This window comes from Streptomyces sp. UH6 (assembly GCF_013421635.1).
Classification (GTDB): Bacteria; Actinomycetota; Actinomycetes; order Streptomycetales; family Streptomycetaceae; genus Streptomyces; species Streptomyces abyssomicinicus.
Map to the genome: position 1 here is coordinate 1 of NZ_JACADT010000286.1, position 6,233 is coordinate 6,233.

General features: G+C 70.9%; 5 protein-coding genes. All 5 read left to right on the plus strand.

Going from position 1 to position 6,233, the window contains the following annotated elements:
- The coding region (locus tag HW445_RS15510) for an ABC transporter substrate-binding protein (protein WP_257231087.1) at positions 1–1,536 on the plus strand (1,536 nt) is incomplete at its 5' end.
- A 36-nt stretch (positions 1,537–1,572) separates the two neighbouring features.
- Positions 1,573–2,496: an ABC transporter permease gene (locus tag HW445_RS15515; protein WP_180221609.1), complete on the plus strand. Its 924-nt coding sequence runs from the start codon at positions 1,573–1,575 to the stop codon at positions 2,494–2,496.
- Positions 2,497–2,662: 166 nt separating this feature from the next.
- Entirely contained in the window at positions 2,663–3,580 is a 918-nt protein-coding gene (locus tag HW445_RS15520; RefSeq protein WP_257231088.1) for an ABC transporter permease, read from the plus strand.
- A gap of 8 nt (positions 3,581–3,588) precedes the next feature.
- A complete protein-coding gene (locus HW445_RS15525) occupies positions 3,589–4,614 on the plus strand; it encodes an ABC transporter ATP-binding protein (protein ID WP_180221611.1) in 1,026 nt (341 codons plus the stop codon).
- Between the two features lie 42 nt (positions 4,615–4,656).
- Positions 4,657–5,739 carry an ABC transporter ATP-binding protein gene (locus tag HW445_RS15530; RefSeq protein WP_306673325.1) on the plus strand — a complete coding sequence of 361 codons (1,083 nt, stop codon included), beginning with the start codon at positions 4,657–4,659 and terminating at the stop codon, positions 5,737–5,739.
- Positions 5,740–6,233: the final 494 nt, after the last annotated feature.

Here is a 6,233-nt window from a genome sequence, read left to right on the forward strand (position 1 = left end):
GGTGACGCCGGCGCGGTGCTCAGCTCCTCCTGGGGCGACCCGCAGAACCCGCTGGAGCCCGCCAACACCAACGAGGTGCAGGGCGGCAAGGTCCTCGACATGATCTTCCGCAACCTCAAGAAGTACGACCCGAAGACCGGCGCGGCCCAGGACATGCTCGCCGAGAAGATCGAGACCTCCGACTCCCAGAACTTCCGGATCACGGTCAAGGACGGCTGGAAGTTCAGCAACGGCGAGCCGGTCACCGCCCGCTCCTTCGTGGACGCGTGGAACTACGGCGCGAGCCTGAAGAACAACCAGAAGAACGCCTACTTCTTCCAGTACATCGAGGGCTACGAGCAGACCCACCCGGAGAGCGGCGAGCAGAGCGCCGACACCCTCTCCGGCCTGGAGGTGGTCGACGACCGGACCTTCACCGTCAAGCTCGGCCAGAAGTTCTCGACCTTCCCCGACACCCTGGGCTACAACGCCTACGCCCCGTTGCCGCGCGCCTTCTTCGACGACCACGACGCCTGGATCGCCAAGCCCATCGGCAACGGCCCCTACCAGGTCGACTCCTACGCCAAGGGCTCCCAGATGTCACTGCGCACGTGGGACGGGTACAACGGCCCCGACAAGGCGCGCAACGGCGGAGTGGACCTGAAGGTGTACACGGACAACGCCACCGCCTACAACGACCTGATGTCCGGCAACCTCGACCTGGTCGACGACATCCCCGCCAGCCAGCTGAAGAACGCCCCCGCCGACCTCGGCGACCGGTACATCAACACCCCGGCGGGCATCCTGCAGACCCTCGCCTTCCCGTTCTACGACCCGAAGTGGAACAAGCCCGGCCTGGAGAAGGTCCGCAAGGGCCTGTCCATGGCGATCGACCGCGAGCAGATCACCGAGACGATCTTCCAGAAGACGCGTACCCCGGCCACCGACTGGACCTCCCCGGTCCTCGGCGAGGACGGCGGGTTCCGCGAGGGCTTCTGCGGCGAGGCCTGCGAGTACAAGCCGCAGGAGGCCAAGAAGCTCATCGAGGAGGGCGGCGGCCTGCCCGGGGGCCAGGTCAGGATCACCTTCAACGCCGACACCGGATCGCACCGCGACTGGGTCGAGGCGGTCTGCAACAGCATCAACCGCGCCATGGGCTCGGGCAAGGCGTGCGTGCCCAACCCCGTCGGCACCTTCGCCGACTACCGCAACCAGATCGGCGAGGAGAAGATGCCCGGCCCCTTCCGGGCCGGCTGGCAGATGGACTACCCGCTGATCCAGAACTTCCTCCAGCCGCTCTACTACACCGACGCCTCCTCCAACGACGGCAAGTGGTCCAACGAGGAGTTCGACGACTGGGTCGACAAGGCGAACGCCGAGTCCGACACCGGCAAGGCCGTGGAGAACTTCCTCGAGGCCGAGGCGGTGGTCCGCGACGAGATGGCCGCCATCCCGCTCTGGTACCAGAACGGCTCGGCCGGCTACTCCGAGCGTCTCTCCGACGTCGCCCTGAACCCGTTCAGCGTCCCGGTCTACGACCAGATCAAGGTCAGCTGACCAGGGCTCGGCCCCGCACCCAGGCCGGGAGGCACCATGGGACGCTATGTGATCAGGCGTCTGCTCCAGATGATCCCCGTCTTCGTCGGCGCGACGCTGCTCATCTTCCTGATGGTCAACGTCATGGGGGACCCGGTCGCCGGGCTCTGCGGCGACCGCGCCTGCGACCCGGCGACGGCGGCCCGCCTCAAGGCGGAGTTCGGCCTCGACCAGCCGGTGTGGAAGCAGTACCTGACCTACATGGGCAACGTGCTCTCCGGCGACTTCGGCACCGCCTTCAACGGCCAGAAGGTCACCGAGCTGATGGGCACCGCCTTCCCGGTCACCATCAGGCTCACCCTGGTGGCGATCCTCTTCGAGATCGTGATCGGGATCGCCCTCGGCGTGGTCACCGGGCTGCGCCGCGGCCGGCCGGTCGACACCGGCGTCCTGGTCGCCACCCTCGTCGTCATCTCCGTGCCCACCTTCGTCACGGGCCTGCTGCTCCAGCTGCTGCTCGGCGTGCAGTGGGGCTGGATCAACCCCTCGGTCTCCTCCGAGGCGACGTTCGGTGAACTCGTCGTCCCCGGTCTGGTGCTGGCCTCCGTCTCGCTGGCCTACGTCACCCGGCTGACCCGGACCTCCATCGCCGAGAACCGCCGCTCCGACTACGTCCGCACGGCCGTCGCCAAGGGGCTCCCCCGCCGCCGGGTGATCTCCCGCCACCTCCTGCGGAACTCGCTGATCCCCGTGGTCACCTTCATCGGCACCGACGTCGGCGCGCTGATGGGCGGCGCCATCGTCACCGAGCGGATCTTCAACATCCACGGCGTCGGTTACCAGCTCTACCAGGGCATCCTGCGCCAGAACACCCAGACCGTGGTCGGGTTCGTGACGGTGCTGGTGCTGGTCTTCCTGGTGGCGAACCTCGTCGTCGACCTCCTGTACGCCGTTCTCGACCCGAGGATCCGCTATGCCTGACGTCCGTCGGACGGACCCGGAGCCCGATCCGGAGTCCGGCGACCGCCGGCCCGGGGAGCACCTGCCGGCCGAACACCTGCCGGGCGACCGCCCGCGCGGCGACTGGCCCGACGGCGGCCCGGACGCCGAGGACGGCGCGGTCGCCGGGACGGGCTTCGGCGGCTCCATGGACCTGGCCACCCACGAGGGCCGGACGCTGGAGGACGACCCCGGTCCCGACGGCGGCGGTCCGTCCGGCCGGCCCCGCTCCCTGTGGTCGGACGCCTGGCGGGACCTGCGCCGCAACCCGGTCTTCCTCGTCTCCGCCCTGCTCATCCTCTTCCTGGTGCTGATCGCGCTGTGGCCCTCCCTGCTGACCTCCGGCGACCCGCTCGACTGCGACCTGGCCCTGGCCCAGGAGGGCAGCCGGCCCGGCCACCCGTTCGGGTTCAACGGCCAGGGCTGCGACGTGTACACCCGCACCGTGTACGGCGCCCGCACCTCGGTCACCGTCGGCGTCTGCGCCACCCTCGGCGTCGCCCTCCTCGGCGGCGTCCTCGGCGCGCTGGCCGGGTTCTTCGGCGGCCTGTGGGACGCCCTGCTCTCCCGGCTCACGGACGTCTTCTTCGCCATCCCGGTGGTCCTCGGCGGCCTGGTGCTGCTGTCCGTGGTCACCAGCAACAGCGTCTGGCCGGTGATCGGCTTCATGGTGCTGCTGGGCTGGCCGCAGATCTCCCGGATCTCCCGGGGTTCGGTCATCACCGCCAAGCAGCACGACTACGTGCAGGCGGCCCGCGCCCTCGGCGCCTCCGGTCCCCGGATGCTGCTGCGGCACATCGCGCCCAACGCGATCGCCCCGGTGATCGTGGTGGCCACCATCGCGCTCGGCACCTACATCGCGCTCGAGGCCACGCTGTCGTACCTGGGCGTCGGGCTGAAGCCGCCCACGGTCAGCTGGGGCATCGACATCTCCTCCGCCTCCCCGTACATCCGCAACGCCCCGCACATGCTCCTCTGGCCCGCCGGGGCGCTGGCGGTCACGGTGCTGGCGTTCATCATGCTCGGCGACGCGGTCCGCGACGCCCTCGACCCGAAGCTGAGGTGAGCCGCGCCATGCTGCTCGAGGTCCGCGACCTGCGCGTGGAGTTCGCCACCCGGGAGGGCGTCGCCAAGGCGGTCAACGGCGTCGACTACACCGTCGACGCCGGCGAGACGCTGGCCGTGCTCGGCGAGTCCGGCTCCGGCAAGTCCGTCACCGCCCAGGCGATCATGGGCATCCTCGACATGCCGCCCGGCCGGATCACCGGCGGCGAGATCCTCTTCAAAGGACGCGACCTGCTGAAGCTCAAGGAGGAGCAGCGGCGCTCCGTCCGCGGCGCCGAGATGGCGATGATCTTCCAGGACGCGCTCTCCTCCCTCAACCCGGTGCTCACCGTGGGGGACCAGCTCGGCGAGATGTTCGTCGTCCACCGCGGCATGTCGAAGAAGGACGCCCGGGCCAAGGCCGTCGAGCTGATGGACCGGGTCCGCATCCCGGCCGCGGGCCAGAGGGTGCGGGACTACCCGCACCAGTTCTCCGGCGGCATGCGCCAGCGCATCATGATCGCCATGGCGCTGGCCCTGGAGCCGGACCTGATCATCGCCGACGAGCCCACCACGGCCCTCGACGTGACGGTGCAAGCACAGGTCATGGACCTGCTCGCCGAGCTCCAGCGCGAGTACGACATGGGTCTGATCCTGATCACCCACGACCTCGGCGTGGTCGCCGACGTCGCGGACAGGATCGCGGTGATGTACGCGGGCCGGATCGTCGAGACGGCCCCGGTGCACGACCTCTACAAGGCGCCCGCCCACCCGTACACCCGCGGCCTGCTGGACTCCATCCCGCGCCTGGACCACAAGGGCCGGGAGCTCTACGCGATCAAGGGCCTGCCGCCCAGCCTCACCGCGATCCCACCCGGCTGCCCCTTCCACCCGCGCTGCCCGATGGCGCAGGACGTCTGCCGCACCGACGTGCCCCCGCTGTACACGGTGGACCGGGGACCGGTCTCGGGAGAGGGGCGGGGGAGCGCCTGCCACTTCTGGCTCGACTGCCTCGAGGACTCCGCCCGCCGCGGGCCCGTGTCGGACACCCCCTAGACGCCCACCGCCGGCCGAACCGCCGCCCCGCCAGGAGAACCGATGGCCACCATGGCGCCCGTGCCCGGCACGGACACGACGACCGAGCCCCTCCTCGAGGTCGAGGGGCTGGTCAAGCACTACCCGCTCACCCAGGGCATCCTCTTCCGGAAGCAGACCGGGGCCGTGAAGGCGGTCGACGGCGTCGACTTCGTCCTCGGCCGGGGCGAGACCCTCGGCATCGTCGGGGAGTCCGGCTGCGGCAAGTCCACCGTGGCGCGGATGCTGGTCAACCTCGAGCGCCCCACCGCGGGCGCGATCCGCTACAAGGGCGAGGACGTCACCAGGCTCTCCGGCCGCGCGCTGAAGGCGGTCCGCCGGAACATCCAGATGGTGTTCCAGGACCCCTACACCTCGCTCAACCCGCGGATGACGGTGGGCGACATCGTCGGCGAGCCCTTCGACATCCACCCCGAGGCCGCGCCCAGGGGCGACCGCCGCCGGCGCGTCCAGGGGCTGCTGGAGGTGGTGGGCCTCAACCCCGAGCACGCCAACCGCTACCCGCACCAGTTCTCCGGCGGCCAGCGCCAGCGGATCGGCATCGCCCGTGGTCTCGCGCTGCGGCCGGAGATCATCGTCGCCGACGAGCCGGTCTCCGCGCTCGACGTCTCGGTCCAGGCCCAGGTCGTCAACCTGCTGGAGCGGCTCCAGGACGAATTCGGCCTCGCCTACGTCTTCATCGCCCACGACCTGTCCGTGGTGCGGCACATCTCCGACCGCGTCGGCGTGATGTACCTGGGGCGGATCGTGGAGACCGGCACCGACGCGCAGATCTACGGCCACCCCACACACCCCTACACCCAGGCCCTGCTCTCCGCGGTCCCCGTCCCCGATCCGGAGGCCCGCGACCGCCGCGAGCGGATCATTCTCACCGGCGACGTGCCCTCCCCGGCCGACATCCCCTCCGGGTGCCGCTTCCGCACCCGCTGCTGGAAGGCCCGCCAGCGCTGCGTGGACGAGGTGCCGTTGCTCGCCGTCCCGGAGGCGTTCCGCGGCGAGGGCGGCCCGGCGGCGCATCCCTCGGCCTGTCACTTCGCCGAGGAGAAGCGGGTGGTTCCCCCCGACGCGGCGCGGGCACGGCCCTGACGGGGCGTTTACCGGCAGGCAACTCCACGGACCCGCCTGCGATATACGGACGTGGAAATCTGAGCACCGTACGGCCGTGCGGGTGCCGTGAACGGGCCGGGGCGTGCCATGTCGCCCCGGCCCGTGCCGCTTCCGACACGCCCCACCGCGAGGACGGTTCCGCGCCGGTTCCGTAACCCCACCGGGTCCGCGCTTCCGCCGCGGGGGCGGTTTCGCCGGTGCGGGGCTGGTTCGGTTGGCGGGTCCGTTCCGCCCCCGCGAGTGCGGTCTTACCACCGGGTCTGCGCCGTCGCGCCGTCGCGAGGAAGCGGTCTCGCCGTGAGGCCCGCACCTCGGCAGCGGGCGGCGCCGCCGCCGTGGGGACGGTTCGGCGCCGCGAGGGCGGTTGCGCCGGGGCCGGGCTGGTTCCGTGGCGGGGTCCGCATCGCCGCCGCCAGGGCGGTTCCGTCGTGGGTCCGCGCCTCCGTCGCGAGGGCGGTTTCGTCGTGGGTCCG

What these genes read in the sequence shown, in the direction of transcription:
- HW445_RS15530 (WP_306673325.1), top strand. Translation starts at nt 4,657, where the DNA reads ATGGCCACCATGGCGCCCGTGCCCGGCACGGACACGACGACCGAGCCC.
- HW445_RS15520 (WP_257231088.1), top strand. Translation starts at nt 2,663, where the DNA reads ATGGACCTGGCCACCCACGAGGGCCGGACGCTGGAGGACGACCCCGGT.
- HW445_RS15525 (WP_180221611.1), top strand. Translation starts at nt 3,589, where the DNA reads ATGCTGCTCGAGGTCCGCGACCTGCGCGTGGAGTTCGCCACCCGGGAG.
- HW445_RS15515 (WP_180221609.1), top strand. Translation starts at nt 1,573, where the DNA reads ATGGGACGCTATGTGATCAGGCGTCTGCTCCAGATGATCCCCGTCTTC.